Origin of the sequence: Janthinobacterium sp. PSRC1-1, from assembly GCF_049897525.1 — a bacterium.
In the GTDB taxonomy this organism is placed as follows: domain Bacteria; phylum Pseudomonadota; class Gammaproteobacteria; order Burkholderiales; family Burkholderiaceae_D; genus Janthinobacterium; species Janthinobacterium tructae.
Window position 1 is genome coordinate 152205 of the sequence record NZ_JAFCWK010000008.1, and the last position, 22250, is coordinate 174454.

The window sequence follows — 22250 nt, forward strand, 5'->3', positions numbered from 1 at the left end:
GTGCAACACCTACTTGCTTTTCGCGCGGTTCAAAAAGGCGCCGTGCAAGCCGTTCAGGGTTTCCTCGGCCAGCAGCAGCTGGCTGGCGATTTCATTGATCTTGCGGCGGCTGGAGCGGGCGTGGTCGCGCAACACTTCGAAGGCCGTGTTGCGGTCCGTCTGGAACTTGCCCATCAGCAAACCGACGGCCAGGCTGGTTTCGCGCCCGGCGGCCAGCGCCGCATTCAGGTTCAGTTCGGTGCGCCGCAGCTGGCGGATTTCATCGGCACGCGCCAGGCCCGCTTCAAAGGCGGGCATCAAGCGGCCTTCATCGACGGGTTTCACCACGTAGCCGACGGCGCCGTAGGCGGCCGCCTGCTTGCCCGATTCGCTGTCGCCGCTGCCGGACAGGAACATGAACGGCACGCCCGTTTCGCCATGCAAGCGCTTGGCCAGTTCCAGGCCGGACATGCCCGGCATGTGGATGTCGAGCAAGGCCAGATCCGGCTCGCGCTGGGCGACCATTTGCAGCGCCACTTCGGCCGAGTGGGCCAGGGCCGTCTCGTAACCGGCATGGCGCAGGATTTCGCCGAGGAATTCCAACAGGAGCTGGTCATCGTCAACGATCAGGATAAGGCGTTTCGCGGCGGCTGGCTGACTCATGGGTGGGGGACCTCGGTAATGAATGATGTTCTTATTATATGCCGATTATTCGCCCAAATCAGCCTTCCATTCCCGTGCGCATGCCGCAAACAAGTGATTGAATTGCTGCATCGCAATATTCAATTCGTCCGCTTGATAGACGCTGGTGATGGCCGCCACCATGTCGGCGCCGCGCGCGACCAGCGGTGCCGCGTTGTCCGGCGTCATGCCGCCGATCACCACGCAGGGCAAGGCGATCTCGCGTTTCGCCTGCAGCACGATATCGAGCGGCGTCGTCACCGGGTACTTTTTCACCAGCGACGGATAAAAGCCGCCGAAGGCCACGTAGCTGGCGCCGCCCGCCTCGGCCGTGCGTGCCAGGGCCATGTCGCCATAGCATGAGGCGCCGACGATCTTCTCCTTGCCCAGGCGCGCGCGCACCTGCGCCACGGACGCATCCGTGCCACCCACGTGCACGCCGTCCGCGTCGAGTTCTTCGCACAGGTCGATAAAGTCATTGATGATGAAAGGCACGCCATACTTGCGGGCCAGCGCCAGCAAGGCACCGGCCTGTTCGCGCCGTTGCTGCGCCTCGGCGCTCTTGTGGCGATATTGCAGTAGCGCCACGCCTTCCTGCAGAGCTTGCTCGCTGACGTCGAGCAGGCGGTCGGTGTCGTCCCAGTTCGGGGTGACCAGATACAGTCCACGCATGATGTTTTCCTTATGTAAAGAATCGTTGCGGCATGAGTTGACCTGGCGCAATCGCATACGCGCCGGCCAGGGCCGCATGGCTATAGTGTTGCGCCAGATCCAGCGCTTCGGGCAGTGCCTGGCCCAATGCCAGGCGCGCCGCGATGGCCGACGCCAAGGTGCAGCCGCTGCCGTGGAATTCGCCGGGAAGACGCGGCCAGCGCCACTCGCGCTCGCCGCCGGCGTCGTCAAACCAGCGGTTGAGCACTGCCTCACCGTCGCCATGGCCGCCCGTCACCAGCACGTGCTGGCAGCCTTGCGCGCGCAGGTTTTCTGCGCCACCGAGGGCCAGCGCTTCCGGCCCGTTCGGCACGATCACGGTCGTCAGCGGCAGCAAGGGCGCCAGCGCCAGCACGGCGTCGTCCCGGCTGAGCACATCGCCATGGCCGCTGGCCAGCACGGGATCGAGCACCACGGGCAAATCGGGCCGCGCCTGCCGCAGTTGCGCGATCAGTTGCGCGATGACGGCCGCGTTCGCGGCGCTGCCAGGGATGCCGATCTTCACGGCGAGAATGGCCATCTTGTCGATCAGCGCCTGTGCCTGGCGGCGCAGCAATTCCGGCGCCACAGGTTCGACAGCAAACACGCGGTCATTGTCCTGCACCGTCAGCGCCGTGATGACGGGCAAGGCATGCGCGCCCTGCGCCGCAATGGCCAAAATATCGGCGGCGAGGCCGGCGCCGCCCGACGGGTCGAGGCCGGCAAACACCAGCACAGTGTGGCGCATCGGCACCATCACGCCAGGCGGCCCGCCATCGGCGACGACGGCGAAGCGGCGAATTTACGCGGCATGCGGCCCGCCAGAAACGCTTCGCGCCCGGCCCGCACGGCCAGCTTCATGGCACGCGCCATGCGCACGGGGTCGCGCGCGCCGGCAATCGCCGTATTCATCAGCACGCCATCGCAACCGAGTTCCATGGCAATGGCCGCATCCGACGCCGTGCCCACGCCCGCGTCCACCAGCACGGGGACTTTCGCCTGATCGATGATCAGCGACAGATTCCACGGATTCAAAATGCCCATGCCCGAGCCGATCAGGGAGGCCAGCGGCATGACGGCCACGCAGCCGATGTCTTCCAGAATCTTCGCCTGGATCGGGTCGTCGCTGCAGTAGACCATCACGTCAAAGCCATCCTTGACCAGCGCTTCGGCCGCAATCAGCGTTTCCGGCATGTGCGGAAACAGGGTCTTCTCGTCGCCCAATACTTCGAGCTTCACCAGATTGCGCCCGCCCAGCAGTTCGCGCGCCAGTTGCAGCGTGTAGACGGCATCTTTCGCGTTGTAGCAGCCGGCCGTGTTCGGCAAGATCGTGTACTGGTCCGGCGGCACGAAGTCGAGCAGGCTGGGCGCGTTCGGATCTTGCCCGATGTTGACCCGGCGGATCGCCACCGTGATGATCTGCGCCTCGGCCGCGTCCGTCGCTTCGCGCGTCTGCGGCAAGTCCTTGTACTTGCCGCTACCGACCAACAAGCGTGATTGATATTGCTTGCCTGCGATCGTCAGCAGGTCATTGTTTGTTGCGGTATGCATGTGCTTTTCCTTAAGTTTTTAAACGTCCGAAGAAAACCGTAGCGAGCGGCGATGATTTGTGGCCGAGACGCGCAACCGTGCTTGAGCACGGTGAGCATCGCAGGCCGCAAAGCGCGACGCGCAGTAGGTTTGCTTGGACGTTTTCAGCCGCCACCGATGGCGCGGACTATTTCTACCTGATCTTGGCTTTGCAAGGTCTTGCCCTGCCACGCCTTGCGCGGCACGACATTGCGGTTGACGGCCAGCGCCAGCGCCTGGTTTTCCAGCGCCAGCGCGGCGATCAGCTGATCCAGGGTTTGCCCGGGTGGCACCTGGTGCGGCGCGCCATTGAGCACGATGTCTATCATTGCGTTCACGATGCCGCCTCCTTCAGACCTTGCGGTACAGCTCGGCGCCGTTCTTGACGAATTCGATGGCTTTCACCTCCATCCCCTGCTTGAGTGCCTGGTCTTCCGCGATGCCCATGCCGGCCGCGTATTCGCGCACTTCCTGCGTGATCTTCATCGAGCAGAAATGCGGGCCGCACATGGAGCAGAAATGCGCCACCTTGGCCGAATCCTTGGGCAGGGTTTCATCGTGGAATTCGCGCGCCTTGTCCGGGTCCAGGCCGATGTTGAACTGGTCGTCCCAGCGGAATTCGAAGCGCGCTTTCGACAGGGCGTTGTCGCGGATTTGCGCGCCCGGATGGCCTTTCGCCAGGTCGGCCGCGTGCGCCGCGATCTTGTAGGTGATGATGCCGTCCTTCACATCCGCCTTGTTGGGCAGGCCCAGGTGTTCCTTCGGCGTCACGTAGCACAGCATGGCCGTGCCATACCAGCCGATCATGGCCGCGCCGATGCCGGACGTGATGTGGTCGTAGCCGGGCGCGATATCGGTGGTCAACGGTCCCAGCGTGTAGAACGGCGCTTCGCCGCACTGTTCCAGCTGCAAATCCATGTTTTCCTTGATCAGTTGCATGGGCACGTGGCCCGGGCCTTCGATCATCACTTGCACGTCGTGCTTCCATGCCACTTGCGTCAGCTCGCCCAGGGTTTTCAGTTCGCCCAGCTGCGCTTCGTCGTTGGCGTCGTAGATGGAACCGGGGCGCAAGCCGTCGCCCAGCGAGAACGACACGTCATACGCCTTCATGATTTCGCAAATGTCTTCGAAATGCGTGTACAGGAACGATTCCTGATGGTGCGCCAGGCACCATTTCGCCATGATGGAGCCGCCGCGCGAGACGATGCCCGTCAAGCGCTTGGCCGTCATCGGCACATAGCGCAGCAGCACGCCGGCGTGGATGGTGAAGTAATCGACGCCCTGCTCGGCCTGCTCGATGAGGGTATCGCGGAAGATTTCCCACGTCAGGTCTTCGGCCTTGCCGTTGACCTTTTCCAGAGCCTGGTAGATGGGCACGGTGCCGATCGGCACAGGGCTGTTGCGCACGATCCATTCGCGCGTTTCGTGGATGTGCTTGCCGGTGGACAAGTCCATCACGTTGTCGCCGCCCCAGCGGATGGCCCAGGTCATCTTTTCCACTTCCTCGCCAATGGACGAAGTGACGGCGGAATTGCCGATGTTCGCGTTGATTTTCACCAGGAAATTGCGGCCGATAATCATCGGTTCCACTTCCGGGTGGTTGATGTTGGCGGGAATAATGGCGCGGCCGCGGGCGATTTCCTCGCGCACGAATTCGGGCGTGATTTCGGCCGGGATGCTGGCGCCAAACGACTGGCCCGGGTGCTGGCGGCCCATCAGGTCGGCCAGGCGTTCGCCCATGGGACCGGAGGCTTGCAGTTCGCGCAAATACTCCTGGCGGCGCATGTTTTCGCGGATGGCGACAAATTCCATTTCCGGCGTGATGATGCCGCGCTTCGCGTAATGCATTTGCGTGACGTTCTTGCCGGCAATGGCGCGGCGCGGCTTGCGGTGCAAGTTGAAACGCAGCTCGGCCAGTTTCGGGTCCGCCAGGCGGGCGATGCCGTAATCGGAGGTGGGGCCGGGCAACTCTTCCGTATCGGCACGTTCCATGATCCACGGCAGGCGCGGCGTATCGAGGCCCGAGCGGATGTCGATCTGCACGTCCGGGTCCGTGTAGGGGCCGGAGGTGTCGTACACGTAGATCGGCGGATTCTTTTCGCCGCCGAACGACGCTTCCGTGTCGGATTGGCTGATTCTGCGCATGGGCACGCGGATGTCGGGGCGGCTGCCTTCGACATAGATCTTGCGCGAATTGGGCAGCGGCGCGATGGCGGCTTCGTCGACCGTGGCGGTGGCGGAGAGGAATTTCGGGTTGGCGTTCATTTTGGCTCCTTGGCTAGACTATTTTTAAGCCTGGAGCCAGCTAAGGAGGTTCGGAATTGCGCACGCGGAAAGGCGGGGTGCGTTCATCCTAAAGCTTCCCTTCGCTGGCATTATCCAGATCAGGTTCGGAGGGTATTTCTCACCCGCGCTTGCACTGTGTTTCCACAGCGAAAGGCAGGACCCCTAGCGTTTGCCGCCTTGCGGCAGCGAGCCAATTATACGCGGTTCACGCCGCGTGGCCAGATGATTTCTTGACGATGTCGTGTTTGTGCATCTGCTGCAATGCAACAGATGCCAGCACGCTTATTTCTTCTTGCCCCAGCGCCAGGCGGTCGGTTCGCCCTTCAGCTGGCAAATGAAAATGAGCGCGGCAACGATGGCCACTTCATACACGATGTAGCCGACGAGCATGGTTTGCGGCGGGAACAGGAAAGCGCCGCAGGCGAACAGCGCCAGTGCGGCCAGAAACACCAGCCAGCCTTGCCAGGTGATGGGCAAGCCCCAGCCCCAGCCATAGGTCTTGGCGGGAAACCAGTAGGAGGGAGATTTGTCAGCCATGATGCTTTCCTTGTCGATGTCGATGACACCAAGTATAAATCACGCTCTCCGCAAGCGCTCCGTGACATCGAGGCCGATGCCGCGGTAGCCGATGAAGCGGCTGCCATTGTCGAACATCGGTTCGCCGCTGACCTGCAAATACTGCGTGCTGCCGTCGAGGTTGGCGCGGCTGTAGATGAAGTCGAGGAACGGTTCGCGCGCGGCAATCTTGGCGTCGAGCAGCGCTCGTTCGGCCGCATTCCAGCGCTGCGGCTCTTCCTCGCTGCCGATGCCCAGCATTTCAGCCACGGGACCGGAAAAGCGCGTCAGGTTGCCCTGCGCATCCTGTTCCCAGTACCAGTCGGACGACAGTTCCGTGAAGCGCTGGAAGCGCGCTTCGCTTTCGCGCAGCTCCGCCGTGCGTTCTTCCACCTTCTGTTCCAGCGACTTGTTGTATTCGGCCAGCTTCTGGTACAGCAAACGCACTTCCAGCATGTTGTGGATGCGCGTCTTGACTTCCACCAGGTCGAAAGGCTTGCTGACGAAGTCCTTGGCGCCCGCCTGCAGCGCGCGCAGCTTGTGGCCGGGCTGGGCCGTGATCACCAGCACGGGCAGATAGCTGCCCGCCTCGATGTCGCGCAAGCCTTCCATCACTTCGAAGCCATCCATTTCCGGCATCTGCAAGTCGAGCAGGATCAGGTCGTAGCGGTGCTGCTGGTGCAGCGCGCGCACGGCTTGCGGGTCCATGGTGGACGTGATGCGCGTATAGCCGGCGTTGCGCAGCACCTGTTCGAGCAGCATGACGTTGGCCTCCTGGTCATCGACGATGAGGATGCTGGCGTTGAGGATCTCGGTGGCTTGAAGCATGGCGGTATTCCTAAAATGAAGTGCTGAATTAGCGTACTGTGTGAGTGTCGTCGGCCAGGCCGTGCGCGGCCGCATGGTGCAGGGCCACGTCGAGCGCGTCCATGAATTCGACGACCTTGATGGGCTTGGTCAGATAGCGGAAGAAGCCCGCTTCCAGGCCCTTCTCGATGTCGCGCGGCACGGCGTTGGCGGACAGGGCCATGACGGGAATGTGGCTGGTGAGGGGATCATCATGCAGGATATTCAGGGCGCCATAGCCGCTGATGCCGGGCAGGTTGATATCCATCAAGATCACGTCCGGCTGATACGTGCGCGCCAGGTCGATGCCCAGGTGCGCATCGATGGCCGTCAGCAGTTTCAAGTCGCTGCGGCGGGCGATCAATTGCTCCACCAGCGCCAGGTTGGCGGGATTGTCTTCCACGTACAGCAAGGTGCGCTGGCTTTCCTGATTTTCCTGCACCACAGGCAGCACTTCACCCTCTTCCAGGTGCAGTTCGGGCGCGCGCGAAGCCTGGAATTCCACCCAGAAGGTGGTGCCCAGGCCCACCGTGCTGTCGACGCCGATGGTGCCGCCCATCAGTTCGACCAACTGCTTGGTGACGACCAGGCCGATACCCGTGCCCTCTTCCGTGCTGCTTTCCTGACCCAGGCGGTTGAAAGGCTGGAACAGCTGACTCATCTGTTCGGCATTCAGGCCGGCGCCGCTGTCGGTGACGCTGGTGCGTACTTTGTCGCCGTGCTGGCGGCAAACGACTTTCACGCTGCCGCCGCTCTGGTTGTACTTGATGGCGTTCGACAACAGGTTGATCATCACCTGTTTCACGCGCGTGCGGTCGGCATGCACATAGAAAGCCTTGCCGCAGCGGGGGAAATGCATGCTGATGCCGCGCTTTTCCGCCTGCGGCGCGATCATCGCCTGGCAATCCTGCAACACATCGAGCAAGGACATCGCCTCTTCCGACATGGTGACCTTGCCCGACTCGATCATGGCCAGGTCGAGGATTTCATTGATCAAACGCAAGAGATACCAGCCGCCCTTGAGGATCTGATCGATCGAGCGCTGCTGCGGCAAGCTCGGTGCCGGTGTCTCGGACGCCATCAGCTGGGCGAAGCCGAGCACGGCATTCAAGGGCGTGCGCAACTCATGGCTCATGCTCGACAGAAACTCGGACTTGGCCAGATTCGCTTTTTCCGCCGCCTGGCGGGCCTTTTCCATTTCGATATTCGTGTCTTGCAGCGCTTGCTCGAACTGCTTGCGTTCCGTCACGTCGCGCGCGGCGGCAAACACGCCCTGCAGCTTGCGGTCGCGGTCGTGGAAGGTCGAGGCGTTGTACGACACCACCGTCCGCTTGCCGTCGCGCGCCAGGGCCGTCAGCTCGTAATTGGTCAACTTGCCTTCACGCAACACGCGTGCGATGGCTTCCTCGGCCCGTTCCGGTTCCGTAAAGTAATTCTTGCACGGTGCGCCGATCAATTCGTCGCGCGTGCAGCCCGTCAGCGCTTCCATCTGCTGGTTGACGTCGCTGATGATGCCGCGCGGATCCGTCGTCATCAGGGCGTCGATATTCGATTCGATCAGCGAGCGCGTATAGAACTGCTGCTCGCGCAAGCGCTGGTCCAGCAGCGCCTGTTCCGCCTCGACCTGCTTGCGCGCCGTGTTGTCGGTGCCGATCAGCAAGTAACCGATGACCTTGCTCTGCGCGTCGCGCAAGGCCGTCACGGAGACCATGGCGGGGAAGCGGCTGCCATCCTTGCGGATATACGTCAATTCGTAGATGTCTTCGATGCCGCGCGTGGCCTTGAACACCAGCGCTTCGACGCCGGGCGTGATGACCGTGTCGAGTTCGGCACTGAGGGCGGCGGCGCGCGCGATGATTTCTTGCGCGTCGGAAATACCGGCCGGGGTCAGCTTGTCGACCACGTCGCTCGCTTCATAGCCGAGCATGCGTTCGGCGCCCACATTGAAAATCTGGATCACGCCCTGCGCATCGGTGGCGATGCACGAGAAATTGGCGCTATTGAAAATGGCATCCTGCAAGGCGCCCGCCTTGAGCAGCTGGCGCGGCAGGCTGGCCGCCAGCGTGCGCCGGTACAGCGCCACGAGCAGCATCAGCAGCAGGAAGACCAGCGCGTCGATGACGCAGGCCGTCTCGAACGGCGCGCGCCAGGCCAGCACGCCGACGGCCAGCAGCGCGATGGCGCTGAATGAAAACGCCAGCGCCATGGGCCAGCGCGACGGTGCGCGCGGGGGAATGTTTTCAACAGATTGCATGAGGTAGCCTGGGCTGTGACAACGATAAGAGGGACATGCGGTGATCAGGAACCTTGGCGCTGGCGCACGTCCGACAGCAGGCGAGCGAATTCCTTTTTGACCACGCCATAGCATTCGCACACATGGCCTTCGAGGCCGGCGCGGTCCAGCACGGAGATATGGCCGCGCCGGTAACTGATGAAGCCGCGCTGCTGCAAGCGCCCGGCCGCTTCCGTCACGCCCTCGCGGCGCACGCCCAGCATGTTGGCAATCAATTCCTGTGTCATCGTCAGCTCGCGGTTCGGCAGGCGGTCCATGGTCAGCAGCAGCCAGCGGCACAGCTGCTGCTCCACCGTATGGTGGCGGTTGCACACGGCCGTCTGTGACATTTGCGTGATCAGGGCTTGCGTATAGCGCAGCAGCAAGCGCATGACGGGACCGGCGCGGTCGAATTCTTCCATCAGCAAATGGGCCTTGAGCCGGTAGCCGACGCCGCCCGTCTGCACCACGGCGCGGCTCGGTGTCGAGTTGCCGCCCATGAACAGCGACACGCCCACCATGCCTTCATTGCCGACGCCGGCAATTTCCGACGAGCCGCCGTTTTCCAGCAGGTAGTGGATGGACACGATGGCGGTGGTGGGGAAATACACATGCTGCAGCTTGTCGCCCGAATCGTAGATCACGTCACCGAGCAGCATGGAGACTTGCTCCAGATGGGGGGCCAGGCGCGCGAAATCGGCGTCGAGCATGGCGGCGAGCAAATGGTTTTGATTCGGGTTGTGCAGCTGGGCATGCGGACTCGACATGGGCAGTTTTCCTGGTTTCCAGTCGTCAGCTAGGGGGATCAATGAAAAGCGCCCGAACGAGGGGCACCATAATAGTGCAGCGTAACACAGCGCTGCCACAGTGCCCCCACTATATTTCTTGACGGCATGGTCGTCTGTTCGGCAGCGAACGGACGCTCAGGTACCCCGCGCCCTACAGTCAGTCACTGCCAGGGCTGCCGTATCACGGATCGGCGCCGGCGCTGCTACCGGACGCCATCATGCAATCATTCTTCAAACGCATTTCCATTTCCGTTTCCACCTCGGCCCTGATCACGCTGGCGGTCGGGCTGTGCCTGACGGCGCTATGCTATGTCTCGGCGCGCCAGATCGAGTCGGAAAGCGCCAGGCTGCTGCTGCAGTACCACGCCAGCGGTCACACGCTGCGCGCCGCCATGCTGCCGGCCAACGGCATGAGCCTGGATGCGAACCATCGCGGCTCCCTGTATGTGCTGCTGGGCGGATTATTGTCGAGCCTGCTGGCGACGGCGTATGTGTTTCAGCTAGTCACGCGCAACTCCGTGATTGCCCGCATCACGGGCGAACGCACGGCGGCGCTGCAGTTTGCCAATTTGCGCCTGTCCGAAGACATCGCCGCGCGCATGCACAATGAACAGTCGCTGCGGCTGCGCGAACGCATCATCGAAGTGTCGGCCAATGCCATCATCCTGTGCAGCGCCGACGCGCCGGGCTACCTGATCGAATACGTCAATCCCGCCTTCGAGCGCATCACCGGCTATGCGGCTGGCGAAGTCATCGGCCAACGCCTGGAAGACTTGCAGGGACCCGAACAGGGGCGGCAAGACATGCATGAGATTACTGCGGCCCTGCGCGAACAGCGCGAAGGCAAGGCCATCGTGCGCAATTTCCGCAAGGATGGCAGCTGCTACTGGAGCGAGCTGTTCGTCGCGCCCGTGCGCGATGATGGCGATGGCCCCGTCAGCCACTTTGTGGTGGCGCAATACGACATCAGCACCGTCATGCGCTTCGAACAGGAACTGGAATTTCAGGCCAGGCACGACGTCCTCACGGGACTGGCCAACCGCGCCCTGCTGCGTGAACGGCTGGAGCAGGCGATGGCCGTGACGCGGCGCAGCGGCCTGCCCCTGTGGGTGGTGTTCATCGACCTCGACCGCTTTAAATTCGTCAACGACACGCTGGGCCACGATGCGGGCGACACTGTGCTGAAAAGCGTGGCCGAGCGCCTGCGCGACGCCACGCGCGAAGTCGACACGGTGGCGCGCCTGGGCGGCGACGAATTCGTGCTGCTGCTGCCCCAACATGGCAATGGCGAACCGGGCGTGGCCATCCTGCAACGCATCCAGGACGCCGTGGCGCAGCCGCTGCAACTGGGCGAATATGAATTTTTTCTCAGCTGCTGCATGGGCGTGGCCGTGTATCCCGACGATGGCGACAATGCCGATACCTTGATCAAGCACGCCGACATCGCCATGTACCGCGCCAAGGAACTGGGACGGGGCCACTGGCAATTCTATGCCTCGGCCATGAATGCGGGCACCCTGGAGCGGCTGGGACTGGAGAGCGAGTTGCGCCACGCCCTGGAACGGGGGCAGTTCCACCTCGAATACCAGCCCCAGCTGGATTTGGCCAGCGGCAAGGTGGTGGGCATGGAAGCGCTGCTGCGCTGGCAACATCCGCAACTGGGGCGCATCGCACCGGCCAGCTTTATCGGCCTGGCCGAGGAAATGGGCTTGATCATCCCCATCGGCGACTGGGTGCTGCGCACCGCATGCGCCCAGGCGCGCGCCTGGCAGCTGGCCGGCCATGGCCCGCTGCGCCTGGCTGTCAACCTGTCGGCGCGGCAATTCAAGCAAAGGAATCTGCTGCATGCGGTGGCGCAGGCGCTGGCCGAAACGGGGCTGGCCGCTGCCGATCTGGAATTGGAATTGACCGAAAGCATGGTCATGCATGACGTGGAACAAGCCACGGCCATCATGGCCAACCTGAAGGCGCTGGGCGTGCAACTGTCCATCGACGACTTCGGCACCGGCTATTCCAGCCTGGCCTACCTGCGCCACTTCCCCATCGACGTACTGAAAATCGACAAGACCTTCGTCAGCGACATCACGCACGACGACGACGCAGCCATCGTGCGCGCCATCATTTCACTGGCGCACAGCCTGCGTCTGAAAGTCATCGCCGAAGGCGTGGAAACGCCGCAGCAGCTGGCCTTCCTGCGCCAGCACGGCTGCGACCAGATGCAGGGCTATCTGTTCAGCCGCCCGCTGAGCGTGCCCGCCTTTGAAGCGCTGCTGCACGACGGCAGCATGCTGGCCGCTGCTTAAAACGCGTGGCGCAGGCCGACGTTGAAGGCGCGGTTGCCCGTGCCCACTTCCGTCGCATTACCCACCATGTAGGCGGCGTCGTTGCGGTTGCGGATGTGCGCATAGGCCACATAAACCTTGCTGCGCTTGGACAAGGCATACGTGGCGCCGACGGCCAGCTGCTGCGCATCGCGGTTGGCCGCATTGCGGTCATCCTTGTGCACATACGAGGCCAGCAAAGTCGTCGCGCCAAGCGGCACGGACACGCCGACGATGGCATCGCGGCTGTCCGTCGACGGGGCCGGCGCCTGCGCCGCACCGTACGGATTTTCCGCAAAGAACATGGTGCTGCCATCGCCCGTGTTGCGGCCATAGCCGGCAAACGCCGTGGCCACGCCGAAGTTGTAGTTGCCAGCCAGAATGGTGTTATTGGCAGCGGCCTTGCCCGGCTCGCCGGCACGGCTCTGGCGCGCCAGGCGCAGGGTCAATGGACCGTTGACATAGCCGAGGGCCAGGCCCAGCGAGCGCTGATCTGCCACCACACCCGTATGTTCGCCAAAGCCATACATCACGGTGGCGGTGACGCCGCGCAGCTCGGGCGAGGTGTAGCGCACGGTATTGTCGATGCGCGTGGCCGAATAGCCGGCCAGGTTGGTTGCCGCGCCGGCCAGACCGCCTTCGAACGGGTCGGCCACGTCGGTCAGCGCCTGGCTTTGCAGGTTGTACTGGCGCCCCACGGTCAGCATGCCCAACGGGCTGTCGATGCCGACAAACGCCTGGCGGCCGAACAATTGCCCTGCCTGGTCGGAGCGGCCCGTATCGCTCAGGACACCGGCTTCCAGGGTGAACACGGCGTGCAAGCCATTGCCCAGCGATTCCGTGCCGCGCACGCCAAGGCGCGAGCCGGCCGATACGCCGCTGGTGAGCTTGCTGACGCCGCCTTCCTGCACCAGGCCCGCATCCATCAAACCATACAGGGTGACGGAAGACGAATCGACGGACGACTGGGCGTGCGCGGCAGGCAAGGCGCCCAGGGTGGTGGCAAGGCCGGCAAAGATGGCGATTTTTTTCATGATGATTTCCTTGTAAAAGCGAAACCAGGAAAGCGGCGGCCACGGCAAGGCCACAAGCGGCAAGGCGCCATGCGGGGGATGCCGTATCAAAAGACGACGCGCCGGACAAAAGATCCTGGCTAAGCTGTGGCGGCAGCGGCGTGCAATGGACGCGCCGCTTTGATTGCGCCGTGAATGGTGCACCGCTGGCGGTGCGCGTGGCTCAGGCGCCCGGCCCGAAGGGGACGCGCTGAAGGTGGCTGGCATCGCAGATGCGCTGGCCGTGTGACGCGGACGCGAGTTCGATAAAACTGCATCTGCTGGCGCCGTCCGCAAAGATAGGGCGGTGGCGCCGAGGCCAGCATTATAACATCGGCAGCCCTTCCATCCCCGTTCTGTTGCTGGGAAATGGCCCGCAAAGCCGCCAAAACACTGAAAAAGGGCTGTTGCCACGCTGCAGGCGATGCCGTGTCATCTATAATGGTTCCTTTTGCCAATCACACGCCAAATCATGGAATTAGCCAAGTCTTTCGAGCCCGCCGACATTGAACAATTCTGGCGCACCGAGTGGGAACAGCGCGGTTACTTTACCGCCACCCTCGATGCCGGAAAACCTTCCTTCAGCATCCAGTTGCCGCCGCCGAACGTCACCGGCACGCTGCACATGGGCCATGCGTTCAACCAGACCATCATGGATGGCCTGACCCGCTACCACCGCATGCTGGGCCACAACACGGCCTGGATACCCGGCACCGACCACGCGGGCATCGCCACGCAAATCGTCGTGCAGCGCCAGCTCGACGCGCAAAAGATTTCGCGCCATGACCTGGGCCGCGAGAAATTCGTGGAAAAAGTGTGGGAATGGAAAGAAAAATCCGGCTCCATCATCACCGGCCAGATGCGCCGCCTGGGCGCCTCGGCCGACTGGCAGCGCGAATACTTCACGATGGATGAACCGCGCTCGAAAGTCGTCACCGACGTCTTCGTGCGCCTGTTCGAGCAAGGCCTGATCTACCGCGGCAAGCGCCTCGTCAACTGGGACCCCGTGCTGGGCACGGCTGTCTCGGACCTGGAAGTGGTGTCCGAGGAAGAGGACGGCTCGATGTGGTACATCAAGTACCCGCTGGCCGACGGCAGCGGTTTCCTGACTGTGGCCACCACGCGTCCTGAAACCATGCTGGGCGACGTGGCCGTGGCCGTCGATCCGACGGACGAGCGCTACGCAGCGCTGGTGGGCAAGATGCTCAAACTGCCGCTGACGGACCGCGAAATCCCCGTCATCGCCGACGAATACGTCGACAAGGAATTCGGCACGGGCTGCGTGAAGATCACCCCGGCGCATGACATGAACGATTACGCCGTCGGCCAGCGCCACAAACTGGCGCAGATCGTCATTCTGACCCTGGACGCGAAGATCACCGACGACGCGCCCGAGGCCTACCGCGGCATGGACCGCTTCGCCGCGCGCAAGCAGATCGTCGCCGACCTCGATGCGCAAGGCTTGCTGGAACAGGTCAAACCGCACAAGCTGATGGTGCCGCGCGGCGACCGCACGGGCGTCGTCATCGAGCCGATGCTGACGGACCAGTGGTTTGTCGCCATGAGCAAACCTGCCCCGGAAGGCACCTTCTTCCCCGGCAAATCGATCGCGGAAACGGCGCTGGACAAGGTCGCCAATGGCGAAATCAAGTTCGTGCCGGAAAACTGGAGCACCACCTACAACCAGTGGCTCAACAACATCCAGGACTGGTGCATCTCGCGCCAATTGTGGTGGGGCCATCAAATTCCGGCCTGGTACGACGACGCCGGCAATATCTTCGTTGCGAAAACGCAAGCCGAAGCGGAAGCCAAGGCGCTGGCCGCCGGCAGCACGGGCCCCTTGAAGCGCGACGACGACGTGCTCGACACGTGGTTCTCGTCGGCCCTGGTGCCGTTCTCGACCATGGGTTGGCCGGAAGAAACGCCGGACATGAAGGCTTTCCTGCCGTCGTCCGTGCTGGTGACGGGTTTCGACATCATCTTCTTCTGGGTCGCGCGCATGGTCATGATGACGGCGCACTTCACGGGCAAGGTGCCGTTTGAAACCGTCTACGTGCACGGCCTGGTGCGCGATTCGACGGGGCAGAAAATGTCCAAGTCGAAGGGCAACACGCTGGACCCGATCGACCTGATCGACGGCATCGACCTGGAAGGCTTGATCGTCAAGCGCACCACCGGCCTGATGAACCCGCGCGATGCGGAAAAGATCACCAAGGCGACGCGCAAGGAATTCCCGGACGGCATTTCGGCCTACGGCACGGACGCCGTGCGCTTCACCATGGCCAGCTATGCCTCGCTGGGTCGCAACATCAATTTCGACCTGGGCCGCTGCGAAGGCTACCGCAACTTCTGCAACAAAATGTGGAACGCCACGCGTTTCGTCATGATGAATACGGAAGGCAAGGATTGCACGCCGAACGAGGCCGACCTGTCGCAAGCGGACAAGTGGATCATCTCCTTGCTGCAACGCGCTGAACTGGACGTGGCCAAGGGCTTTGAAGACTTCCGTTTCGACAATATCGCCGCCACCATCTACAAATTCGTCTGGGACGAGTATTGCGACTGGTATCTGGAAGTGGCCAAGGTGCAAGTGCAACAGGGCACGGAAGGCCAGCAGCGCGCCACCCGCCACACCTTGCTGCGCGTGCTGGAAGTGGTGCTGCGCCTGGCCCATCCGATCATCCCGTTCGTCACGGAAGCGCTGTGGCAAACGGTGGCGCCTTTGGCCGGCAAGACGCTCAAGCCTGAAGGTGATTCGATCATGATGCAGCCGTACCCGATCGCCAACACCGACAAGATCGATGAAGCGGCCGAAGCGTGGATGCAGCAGCTGAAAGCCTTGACGGACGCGACGCGCAACCTGCGCGGCGAAATGCAGATCTCGCCTTCCGTGCGCGTGCCGCTGATCGTCGAAGCGGGCAATGCGACGGAAAAGGCCGCGCTGGCCTCGTACGCACCGTACATCCAGTCGCTGGGCAAACTGGCCGAGGTGCAGATCGTCGATGCGCTGCCAGACTCGCCAGCGGCCGTCGCCATCGTCGGCACCACCAAGCTGATGCTGAAAGTGGAAATCGACGTGGCTGCAGAACGCGAACGCCTGGGCAAGGAAATCGCCCGTATCGAAGCAGAAATTGCCAAAGTGAATGGCAAATTAGGCAATGAAAGCTTCGTCGCGCGCGCCCCGGCCGCCATCGTTGCGCAAGAAAACGAGCGTTTGCTCAGTTTTTCGGCCACAATTGAAAAATTGCGCGAACAGTTTGCTAAACTAGCCAGCGCATAAGGCAAGTTTGGAAGGATTGCGCGGCCGTCCCAGTGACGCCGCGCAGCACTCTTGGTCTTGCCTTGGTATATAACTGTTCGTGCCCCGATCAAAAAAAACCATTGGAGACTGGCAATGCATACACTATTCAAAACAAGCATCACAGCAAGCATCATGATGGCCGCCCTGGCCATCGCCGGCAGCGCCACCGCGCGCGACGGCAACTACACCCCCGTCGGTACGTGGAAAACCATCGACGACGCCAGCGGCAAGCCGAAATCGCTCATCGTCATCACGGAAAACAACGGCGTCCTGCAAGGCAAGATCGACAAGCTGTTCCGCGGCCCTGACGAAGACCAGAATCCCAAGTGCGACAAGTGCACGGGCGCCAACAAGGACCAGCCCATCGTCGGCATGGTGATCCTGTCCGGCCTGAAATATGATGGCAAGGAATGGACGGGCGGCGAAATCACGGACCCGGCCAATGGCAAGACCTACAAGAGCAAGGCAGAACTGACGGAAGGCGGCACCAAGCTGCAAGTGCGCGGCTATGTCGGCGTGCCGATGTTTGGCCGCTCGCAGACGTGGGTGCGCGCAGAGTAAGCAACGCACGCCCTGCCCTGATGAGGCCGGCCCTGCGCCGGCTTTTTTGCGTCCAGCGGCGCCACCGCTGTTGTTTTCCAGGCCGAATTCCTCTCATTTCAACGTATTTCCAAGTACGAGCAAGCTAAGCGCGCCAGCGCACATACCTCCAGTTTCCTAAATGAAATAGTGCATGCCTGTGACGCCATCGCCCTGTAGCGACGGGCGGCATGGCTCTGCCGGATGACCTCATCCGCGGATGCCCGGCAGTGACTGCCATGCACAAAGGAACACACATGAACCTCTTCAAGCGATATCTGAACCCGCTGCTCGTCTCGGCCGGTTTTCTGGCCATGGCCACCCTGGCCGGTTGCGGCGGCGGCGACCAGGGACGCGATCCCATCCTCGGCTTGCCGGCGGCGACCTTGTCCAGCCTGGCTGTCACGCCAGCCACGGCGACGGTCGCCATCGGTGCCGGCCAGCAATTCACGGCCATCGCCACGTATAGCGACGGCTCCGCGCAAGACGTCAGCGCCAAGGCGGCCTGGACGTCGGCTACGCCTGCCAGCGCGACCGTCAATGCCGCCACGGGCATGAGCACCGGCATCGCTGCCGGCAACAGCAACATCAGCGCCGCGTTCGGCGGCAAGAGCGCGGCGGCCCAGCTGACCGTCTCGCCGGCCACCTTGACGGCGATTGCCATCACACCGCTCACGCCAGCCATCGCCATCGGCGCAACGCAGCAATTCGCGGTAAGCGGCAGCTTCAGCGACGGCGCCACGCGCGACATCACGGCCGTGTCGGCCTTTGCCTCTGCCAATCCCGCCACGGCCAGCATCGCCGCTGGCGGCCTGGCACTGGGCAAGGTTGCCGGCAACACGCAAATCACGGCCACCGCGGGCACGCTCAGCGCCAGCACCGTGCTGACCGTCACGCCAGCGACCTTGCTGGCTATCGCCGTCACGCCGCAAAACCCTACCGTGCAGATCGCCGCGACGCGCCAGCTGGCCGTCCTTGCCACCTACTCGGACAACAGCACGGCCGACGTCACGGCCGGCAGCAGCTTCGTGTCAGTCACGCCAGCGGCGGCCACGGTCGCCAGCAGCGGCCGCGTCACCGGCGTTGCCTTTGGTACCAGCGTCATGACGGCCAGTTTCGGCGGCAAGAGCGCCAGCACCACCGTCAACGTGCCTGCCGCCACCATCGTCAGCATCGCCGTCACGCCGGCCACCGCCAGCGTCGCCGTAGGCGCCCAGCAGCAATTCATCGCCACCGCCACGTATTCGGATACTTCGACCGCCAACATCACCGCCAGCGCCCTGTGGACCAGTTCAGCGCCTGCCACGGCCACCGTGCTCAATACGGGCATAGCGACCGGCAATGCAGTCGGCATCGCCAACATCACGGCCACTTCAGGCGCCCTGTCGGGCAGCGCCGCCCTGACGGTGACGGCGGTGGTTGTGCCGCCCGTAGTGCTCGCGTCAATCGCCGTCACGCCGCAAAACCCGACGGTGCAGATCGCCGCAACACGCCAGTTGGCCGTCATTGCCACCTATTCGGATGGCTCGACCGTTGACGTGACCGCCAGCAGCGCCTTCCTTGCCGCCACCCCGGCTTCGGCCAGCGTCGCCAGCAATGGCCTGGTCACCGGCGTCGCCGCAGGCACCAGCCAGGTCACTGCCAGCTTCAACGGCATGAACGCCAGCACCACCGTCAACGTGCCTGCCGCCACCGTGGTCAGCATCGCCGTCACGCCAGCCACTGCCAGCATCGCCGTCGGCACGCAGCAACAATTCATCGCCACCGCAACGTATTCGGACACCTCGAATGCCATCATCACCGGCAGCGCCACCTGGAGCTCGGCTACAGCGGCAACGGCAACCGTCCAGAATACGGGCGTCGCCACCGGCGTCGCCACCGGCACCAGCAACATCAGCGCCACGTTTGGCGGTCAAACAGGCAGCGCGCTGCTGACCGTCACCGCCATCCCGCCCGTCCTGAACCCGATCGTCCTGGGCCGCGCGGCGCCATTCGGCGTGCTGGCCGGTACCTCGATCACCAACAATTCGGGTGGCACCACGCTCATTCGGGGCGACGTTGGTGCGCCTTCGCAAACGGTCGACCCGACCCAGGCGGCAGGTTTTACCAACTACAAGTCGGGTGCCATCCTGGCCGGCGCCATGACGGATTTGCAAGCGGCGATCACGGACGGCAATAGCCGCACTTGCGACGTCAGCTTTGCCGGCGGCATCGACCTCGGTGGCCAGACCTTCGGCCCCGGCGTGTACTGCTATGCGGGCGCCATCAGCATCACGGGGACGCTGACGTTGAACGGTCCTGGCGTGTACATCTTCCGCACGGCATTGACGCTCGATTCGACCGTCAACTCCATCGTTGCCCTGAACAATGGCGCCACCGCGGACAACGTCAGCTGGCTGCCCGTCGGCCCGACCACCCTGGCCGCGAACAGCGTCTTCAAGGGCAATATCCTGGGCCAGTCGGCCGCCATCACGGTGGGCGACAACACGACCTTGCTCAATGGCCGCGTGCTGACGGCTGCCGCCGTGACCCTGCGCAACAATCAGATCACCAAATAATCGGGACATGACCATGACTATCGCACACACACTGGGCGCCCTGAGCGTGATGACGGCCTCGCTGCTGGCAGCGCAAGCGGCGCAGGCGCAGGACAACACTTTCATCAACCCGGACTGGGCCAACAGCGCCTGGTACATCGGCGCGGGCGTGGGCCAGTCGCGCGCCACCATCGATGAGCCGCGCCTGCGCGCCAGCCTGGCCGCCAACGGCGAAACCGTCACCGGTTTTACCAAGGACCAGCGCGACACCGGCTATAAACTGTTTGTCGGCCGTCAACTGAACCAGTATTTCGCCGTGGAAGCCGGTTACTTTGACCTGGGAAAGTTCGACTTCAAGTCGACCACCAGCGGCAACGGCGTGCTGAACGGACAAGCGGGCTTTCGCGGCGTGAACCTGGACTTGCTGGGCCAGTTGCCGCTGTCGCAGCGCCTGTCCCTGCTGGGCCGGGTCGGCATGCATTACACCAAGACCAACACGGAATTCAGCGGCAACCGCCTGCTGGGCTCGACCAATACGCATGCCAGCGAGCGCAAGCTCAACGCCAAGCTGGGCCTGGGCCTGGAATACAAGTTCAGCGAAGCGCTGGCCCTGCGCGGCGAAGTCGAGCGTTATCGCCTGAACGACGCCGTCGGCAACCGCGGCGATGCGGACCTGTATTCCGTCAGCCTCGTGTATAAACTGGGCCGCCCGGCCAGCGCCACGCCAGCCTACCAGCCGGCGCCCGAAGTCGCCCCTGTCGTCGCCATGCCGGCGCCGCTGATCGAGGCCAAGCCGGCGCCAGCCCCCGTGTCGGAAAAAGTGTCATTTGCGTCGGAAGCACTGTTTGATTTCGATCAATCGACACTCAAGCCGCAAGGCAAGGCGGCACTCGACCAGCTGCTGAGCCAGTTGACGGGCATGGACCTGGAAGTCATCGTCACGGTCGGCCATACGGATGCCGTCGGTTCCGACGCCTACAACCAGAAGCTCTCGCAGCGCCGCGCCGAAGCCGTCAAGGCTTACCTGGTGGCGCAAGGCGTCGAGACGAGCCGCGTCTACACGGAAGGCAAGGGAGAAACGCAGCCCGTGGCCGACAACACGACTGCCGCCGGCCGCGCCAAGAACCGCCGTGTAACGGTGGAAGTGGTGGGCACGAGAAAAGTCGCGCGTTAAGTTGCATGCGCATAAAAAAACCGGCTTGCGCCGGTTTTTTTTCGTCCACCGTTTTTTTGTCCACCGCTTATTGCGCTGGCGCCGGCTTGCGGTGATGCTTGCTCAGATGCCGGTCCAGGCTGTTGGCGAACTGCTGCCGGTCGGACTGGCTGAAAGCGGCCGGGCCGCCCGTGTCCACACCGCCGCTGCGCAACTCTTCCATGAAGGCGCGCATCGTCAGTTGCTGGGCAATATTGTCCTTCGTGTAAAACTCGCCACGCGGATTGAGCGCAAAACCGCCCTTGGTCAGCACGTCGGCGGCCAGCGGAATGTCGCCCGTGATGACGAGGTCGCCGGGATTCAACAGCCGCACGATTTCCTGGTCGGCCACGTCGGCGCCGGACGGCACTTGCACGGTACGGATAAAACGCGAAGGCGGCACGCGCAAGCCCTGGTTGGCCACCAGGGTGAGCGGTAACTCCAGGCGGTCGGCCACGCGGTACAGGATTTCCTTGATGACCACGGGACAGGCATCGGCGTCGATCCAGATCTGCATACCGGGCACAGCAGCTTCCGCCATCACAGTTCCCACGCTTCGCCGCCGGGGCCGATGCGCGGCGCGCTGACGCCGAAGTGCAGGTAGGCGGCCGGCGTGGCGACCCTGCCACGCGGCGTGCGCTGCAAGAAACCTTGCTGTATCAGGTACGGTTCCAGCACGTCTTCGATGGTATCGGCCGCCTCGCCGATGGCCGCCGCCAGATTGCCTATGCCGACGGGGCCGCCGCCGAACTTGAACAGCACGGCTTCGAGCAGCTTGCGGTCCATCACGTCGAAGCCGGCGGAATCGACGTCGAGCATGGCCAGTGCGCGGTCGGCCACCACCTTGGTGATCTCGCCATTGCTTTTGACTTCCGCGAAATCGCGCACGCGGCGCAGCAGGCGGTTGGCGATGCGCGGCGTGCCGCGCGCGCGCTGGGCGATCTCATGCGCGCCTTCCGGGTCGATCGGCGCTTTCAGCAAGGCGGCGCTGCGCGTGACGATCTTCGTCAATTCGCTCGTGTTATAAAACTCCAGCCGTGCAACGATGCCGAAACGGTCGCGCAGCGGGTTGGTCAGCATGCCGGCGCGCGTGGTGGCGCCCACCAATGTAAACGGTTGCAGATCGAGTTTCACGGAACGGGCAGCCGGACCTTCGCCGATCATGATGTCGATCTGATAATCCTCAAGGGCCGGATACAGAATCTCTTCCACGACGGGCGACAGCCGGTGGATTTCATCGATAAACAGCACGTCGTTCGCTTCCAGGTTCGTCAAAATCGCGGCCAGGTCGCCCGGGCGCTCCAGCACGGGGCCCGAGGTTTGGCGCAAATTGACGCCCATTTCGCGCGCGATGATGTGCGCCAAAGTCGTCTTGCCCAGGCCAGGCGGGCCGAATAGCAAGGTGTGATCGAGCGCTTCCTTGCGCTGGCGCGCGGCCGTAATAAAAATTTCCAGCTGGTCGCGGATCTTTTCCTGTCCCACGTACTCGTCGAGCTGCTTCGGGCGCAAGGCCCGTTCGATCGCCTCTTCGTTGTGCGAGATGGGCGCCGCGTCGATGATGCGCTGCTCCGTGAAGATATCGGTCTGGATGCTCATGCGTTA

Annotated in this window: 18 protein-coding genes and 1 riboswitch; of the genes, 5 read left to right on the plus strand and 13 right to left on the minus strand. The window is 63.2% G+C overall.

What is annotated here, in order from left to right; genetic code table 11:
- Positions 1-9: 9 nt before the first annotated feature.
- The 10 genes from ACP7DW_RS18900 to ACP7DW_RS18945 all read right to left on the minus strand — a co-directional run bounded on the left by ACP7DW_RS18900 (position 10) and on the right by ACP7DW_RS18945 (position 9645).
- Positions 10-642, minus strand: coding sequence for an ANTAR domain-containing response regulator (locus ACP7DW_RS18900; RefSeq protein ID WP_099760683.1), 633 nt, complete (start codon positions 640-642; stop codon positions 10-12).
- A 45-nt stretch (positions 643-687) separates the two neighbouring features.
- The gene (gene thiE, locus ACP7DW_RS18905) at positions 688-1332 is read right to left on the minus strand and encodes a thiamine phosphate synthase (protein WP_426056108.1); all 645 of its coding nucleotides are present in this window, start codon (positions 1330-1332) and stop codon (positions 688-690) included.
- A gap of 10 nt (positions 1333-1342) precedes the next feature.
- Positions 1343-2098 (minus strand): bifunctional hydroxymethylpyrimidine kinase/phosphomethylpyrimidine kinase, encoded by a 756-nt coding sequence (gene thiD / locus ACP7DW_RS18910; RefSeq protein WP_426056107.1) that lies wholly within the window; start codon positions 2096-2098, stop codon positions 1343-1345.
- An 8-nt stretch (positions 2099-2106) separates the two neighbouring features.
- Positions 2107-2901 carry a thiazole synthase gene (locus tag ACP7DW_RS18915; RefSeq protein WP_092803851.1) on the minus strand — a complete coding sequence of 265 codons (795 nt, stop codon included), beginning with the start codon at positions 2899-2901 and terminating at the stop codon, positions 2107-2109.
- A gap of 143 nt (positions 2902-3044) precedes the next feature.
- On the minus strand, positions 3045-3248 hold the full coding sequence (thiS, locus tag ACP7DW_RS18920; RefSeq protein WP_426056216.1) for a sulfur carrier protein ThiS: 204 nt from the start codon (positions 3246-3248) through the stop codon (positions 3045-3047).
- Positions 3249-3270: 22 nt separating this feature from the next.
- Positions 3271-5184 carry a phosphomethylpyrimidine synthase ThiC gene (thiC, locus tag ACP7DW_RS18925; RefSeq protein ID WP_141171720.1) on the minus strand — a complete coding sequence of 638 codons (1914 nt, stop codon included), beginning with the start codon at positions 5182-5184 and terminating at the stop codon, positions 3271-3273.
- Between the two features lie 79 nt (positions 5185-5263).
- A riboswitch (TPP riboswitch) is annotated at positions 5264-5379 on the minus strand.
- 108 nt (positions 5380-5487) lie between these two features.
- The gene (locus tag ACP7DW_RS18930) at positions 5488-5742 is read right to left on the minus strand and encodes a hypothetical protein (RefSeq protein WP_096233818.1); all 255 of its coding nucleotides are present in this window, start codon (positions 5740-5742) and stop codon (positions 5488-5490) included.
- A gap of 39 nt (positions 5743-5781) precedes the next feature.
- Positions 5782-6588 (minus strand): response regulator, encoded by an 807-nt coding sequence (locus ACP7DW_RS18935; protein ID WP_426056106.1) that lies wholly within the window; start codon positions 6586-6588, stop codon positions 5782-5784.
- Between the two features lie 28 nt (positions 6589-6616).
- On the minus strand, positions 6617-8860 hold the full coding sequence (locus tag ACP7DW_RS18940) for a PAS domain S-box protein (protein WP_426056105.1): 2244 nt from the start codon (positions 8858-8860) through the stop codon (positions 6617-6619).
- A 44-nt stretch (positions 8861-8904) separates the two neighbouring features.
- The gene (locus ACP7DW_RS18945; protein ID WP_152253562.1) at positions 8905-9645 is read right to left on the minus strand and encodes a Crp/Fnr family transcriptional regulator; all 741 of its coding nucleotides are present in this window, start codon (positions 9643-9645) and stop codon (positions 8905-8907) included.
- Positions 9646-9884: 239 nt separating this feature from the next.
- Here ACP7DW_RS18945 and ACP7DW_RS18950 point away from each other — a divergent pair, with 239 nt between their 5' ends.
- Positions 9885-11969 carry a putative bifunctional diguanylate cyclase/phosphodiesterase gene (locus ACP7DW_RS18950; protein ID WP_426056104.1) on the plus strand — a complete coding sequence of 695 codons (2085 nt, stop codon included), beginning with the start codon at positions 9885-9887 and terminating at the stop codon, positions 11967-11969.
- On the opposite strand, the gene ACP7DW_RS18955 is transcribed toward ACP7DW_RS18950, so the two are convergent.
- A complete protein-coding gene (locus ACP7DW_RS18955; protein WP_426056103.1) occupies positions 11966-13021 on the minus strand; it encodes a porin in 1056 nt (351 codons plus the stop codon). The genes ACP7DW_RS18950 and ACP7DW_RS18955 overlap by 4 nt on opposite strands.
- Before the next feature lie 490 nt (positions 13022-13511).
- Between ACP7DW_RS18955 and ACP7DW_RS18960 the strand changes: the two genes are divergently transcribed.
- The 4 genes from ACP7DW_RS18960 (at position 13512) to ACP7DW_RS18975 (ending at position 20630) form a co-directional block, all read left to right on the plus strand.
- Positions 13512-16319, plus strand: a complete 2808-nt coding sequence (locus ACP7DW_RS18960) for a valine--tRNA ligase (RefSeq protein ID WP_426056102.1) — start codon at positions 13512-13514, stop codon at positions 16317-16319.
- A 114-nt stretch (positions 16320-16433) separates the two neighbouring features.
- Positions 16434-16901 carry a DUF2147 domain-containing protein gene (locus ACP7DW_RS18965; protein ID WP_298403372.1) on the plus strand — a complete coding sequence of 156 codons (468 nt, stop codon included), beginning with the start codon at positions 16434-16436 and terminating at the stop codon, positions 16899-16901.
- A gap of 275 nt (positions 16902-17176) precedes the next feature.
- Positions 17177-19477 (plus strand): Ig-like domain-containing protein, encoded by a 2301-nt coding sequence (locus tag ACP7DW_RS18970; RefSeq protein WP_426056101.1) that lies wholly within the window; start codon positions 17177-17179, stop codon positions 19475-19477.
- Positions 19478-19490: 13 nt separating this feature from the next.
- Positions 19491-20630: an OmpA family protein gene (locus tag ACP7DW_RS18975; RefSeq protein ID WP_426056100.1), complete on the plus strand. Its 1140-nt coding sequence runs from the start codon at positions 19491-19493 to the stop codon at positions 20628-20630.
- Between the two features lie 67 nt (positions 20631-20697).
- On the opposite strand, the gene ACP7DW_RS18980 is transcribed toward ACP7DW_RS18975, so the two are convergent.
- Together ACP7DW_RS18980 and ruvB are read right to left on the minus strand one after the other, a co-directional pair.
- Positions 20698-21165, minus strand: a complete 468-nt coding sequence (locus tag ACP7DW_RS18980; RefSeq protein ID WP_092613064.1) for a YaiI/YqxD family protein — start codon at positions 21163-21165, stop codon at positions 20698-20700.
- A 23-nt stretch (positions 21166-21188) separates the two neighbouring features.
- A complete protein-coding gene (ruvB, locus tag ACP7DW_RS18985; protein ID WP_071079481.1) occupies positions 21189-22244 on the minus strand; it encodes a Holliday junction branch migration DNA helicase RuvB in 1056 nt (351 codons plus the stop codon).
- Positions 22245-22250: the final 6 nt, after the last annotated feature.

Excerpts from the sequence above, each read along its gene's own strand:
- thiD (WP_426056107.1), bottom strand. The coding sequence starts at position 2,098 with ATGCGCCACACTGTGCTGGTGTTTGCCGGCCTCGACCCGTCGGGCGGC.
- ACP7DW_RS18960 (WP_426056102.1), top strand. The coding sequence starts at position 13,512 with ATGGAATTAGCCAAGTCTTTCGAGCCCGCCGACATTGAACAATTCTGG.
- ACP7DW_RS18940 (WP_426056105.1), bottom strand. The coding sequence starts at position 8,860 with ATGCAATCTGTTGAAAACATTCCCCCGCGCGCACCGTCGCGCTGGCCC.
- ACP7DW_RS18945 (WP_152253562.1), bottom strand. The coding sequence starts at position 9,645 with ATGTCGAGTCCGCATGCCCAGCTGCACAACCCGAATCAAAACCATTTG.
- thiC (WP_141171720.1), bottom strand. The coding sequence starts at position 5,184 with ATGAACGCCAACCCGAAATTCCTCTCCGCCACCGCCACGGTCGACGAA.
- thiS (WP_426056216.1), bottom strand. The coding sequence starts at position 3,248 with ATGATAGACATCGTGCTCAATGGCGCGCCGCACCAGGTGCCACCCGGG.
- ACP7DW_RS18930 (WP_096233818.1), bottom strand. The coding sequence starts at position 5,742 with ATGGCTGACAAATCTCCCTCCTACTGGTTTCCCGCCAAGACCTATGGC.
- ACP7DW_RS18935 (WP_426056106.1), bottom strand. The coding sequence starts at position 6,588 with ATGCTTCAAGCCACCGAGATCCTCAACGCCAGCATCCTCATCGTCGAT.
- thiE (WP_426056108.1), bottom strand. The coding sequence starts at position 1,332 with ATGCGTGGACTGTATCTGGTCACCCCGAACTGGGACGACACCGACCGC.
- ACP7DW_RS18950 (WP_426056104.1), top strand. The coding sequence starts at position 9,885 with ATGCAATCATTCTTCAAACGCATTTCCATTTCCGTTTCCACCTCGGCC.
- ACP7DW_RS18965 (WP_298403372.1), top strand. The coding sequence starts at position 16,434 with ATGCATACACTATTCAAAACAAGCATCACAGCAAGCATCATGATGGCC.
- ACP7DW_RS18915 (WP_092803851.1), bottom strand. The coding sequence starts at position 2,901 with ATGCATACCGCAACAAACAATGACCTGCTGACGATCGCAGGCAAGCAA.
- ACP7DW_RS18975 (WP_426056100.1), top strand. The coding sequence starts at position 19,491 with ATGACTATCGCACACACACTGGGCGCCCTGAGCGTGATGACGGCCTCG.
- ruvB (WP_071079481.1), bottom strand. The coding sequence starts at position 22,244 with ATGAGCATCCAGACCGATATCTTCACGGAGCAGCGCATCATCGACGCG.
- ACP7DW_RS18955 (WP_426056103.1), bottom strand. The coding sequence starts at position 13,021 with ATGAAAAAAATCGCCATCTTTGCCGGCCTTGCCACCACCCTGGGCGCC.
- ACP7DW_RS18900 (WP_099760683.1), bottom strand. The coding sequence starts at position 642 with ATGAGTCAGCCAGCCGCCGCGAAACGCCTTATCCTGATCGTTGACGAT.
- ACP7DW_RS18980 (WP_092613064.1), bottom strand. The coding sequence starts at position 21,165 with ATGCAGATCTGGATCGACGCCGATGCCTGTCCCGTGGTCATCAAGGAA.
- ACP7DW_RS18970 (WP_426056101.1), top strand. The coding sequence starts at position 17,177 with ATGAACCTCTTCAAGCGATATCTGAACCCGCTGCTCGTCTCGGCCGGT.